At 59.0% G+C, this 1,122-nt stretch carries 1 protein-coding gene and 2 pseudogenes; 2 read left to right on the forward strand and 1 reads right to left on the reverse strand.

The features are described from left to right. Nucleotides 1–215, forward strand: a pseudogene (locus EN884_RS39205) (hypothetical protein); the annotation flags it as partial. A 14-nt stretch (nt 216–229) separates the two neighbouring features. Here EN884_RS39205 and EN884_RS36615 read toward each other — a convergent pair. Further along, entirely contained in the window at nt 230–484 is a 255-nt protein-coding gene (locus tag EN884_RS36615) for a hypothetical protein (RefSeq protein ID WP_063170626.1), read from the reverse strand. A gap of 458 nt (nt 485–942) precedes the next feature. Here EN884_RS36615 and EN884_RS39210 point away from each other — a divergent pair. Continuing rightward, a pseudogene (locus EN884_RS39210) lies at nt 943–1,122 on the forward strand (DNA ligase D); the annotation flags it as partial.

Genomic DNA, 1,122 nt, shown 5'->3' on the forward strand with positions numbered 1-1,122 from the left:
GCGGTGGCCCCTTCTACGGCGGTGGCCCCTTCTACGGCGGAGGTCCGTTTTACGACTATGGCGGCCGCTACTACGGCCCCCGCTATCCTGGCTACGTGGTCCGCTACCCGCATCGCTACTATTTCCGGCATCGTCACCATTGCCGCGTGAAGTGGGTCAAGCACTGGCACCATCACCACCGGGTGCTGGAACGCGTTCGGGTTTGCCGTTACTGACAAGCCGGATTGGCCTACCGCCCTTCGTTGGCCTTGGCATAAGCATTCGCCTGCCCCATGCCGGAATGCTTCGTCGGGTCGGGCAATAGCTGAAACCGACGCTTGCTGTTCGCAATTCGAGCAGCGCATCTAGGCGCGAGATCAGCGGCCATCGCTGGCGCATCAGCGCCGTACCGCTCGCGCTGCGCCTCCAGGTCGAGCGTGCGGAATGATTGCAGCGGGCGCAATGCGCCGTCATGCCGCTTTCGATCAATGAACCAAACGTCCATCCCATGGCGTGAACATAGCAGGAACGGGAGCGGCGATCAACGATATCTCAAAGTGGCCGGCGCCCTTTGGCGGGGTGCTTCGGAGATGGACGCCGGCCTGGCGGGCGGGGTTGGCACGTCACATGGTGGTCGACACGGTCGGATACCAAGCGACGGTGACAGAACCGTGCCGACCAATCTGGGCACGAGGGTGGGCCTAGTGCCCAAACTTTTACACTACTCGCAAAACGACAGCGCAACAATTAGACCTCATGGACTAGTTCGCGCAGTACGATCTTCGAAAAGTAGGAACTATCCTTTGAATCCCAGGTTGGCACAGTGGCGGTCGATTCTCAGGATGTAGCCGCCCTAATTGCGAACTCGTCGTGCTTGGCCAACGCGGCGGGTTCTGCGCGTGTCATCCCTTTGCAACCATTTTAGCTTAATCTAATTTAAACTCGGTCAGTCCGAGTTCGCGTATGTTGAAGTTCATCCGGCCAATGTTCCCCACGCTTGTCGAGGTGCCGCCGACAGGGGACAACTGGATTCACGAAATCAAGTACGATGGCTATCGGACGCAAATCATAATCGAGGACGGCACGGCCCGAGCGATCACCCGAAGGGGCTACGACTGGTCATCGACGTACAAGACGATAGTC

Origin of the sequence: Mesorhizobium sp. M7A.F.Ca.AU.001.01.1.1, from assembly GCF_004022735.1 — a bacterium.
Classification (GTDB): Bacteria; Pseudomonadota; Alphaproteobacteria; order Rhizobiales; family Rhizobiaceae; genus Mesorhizobium; species Mesorhizobium ciceri.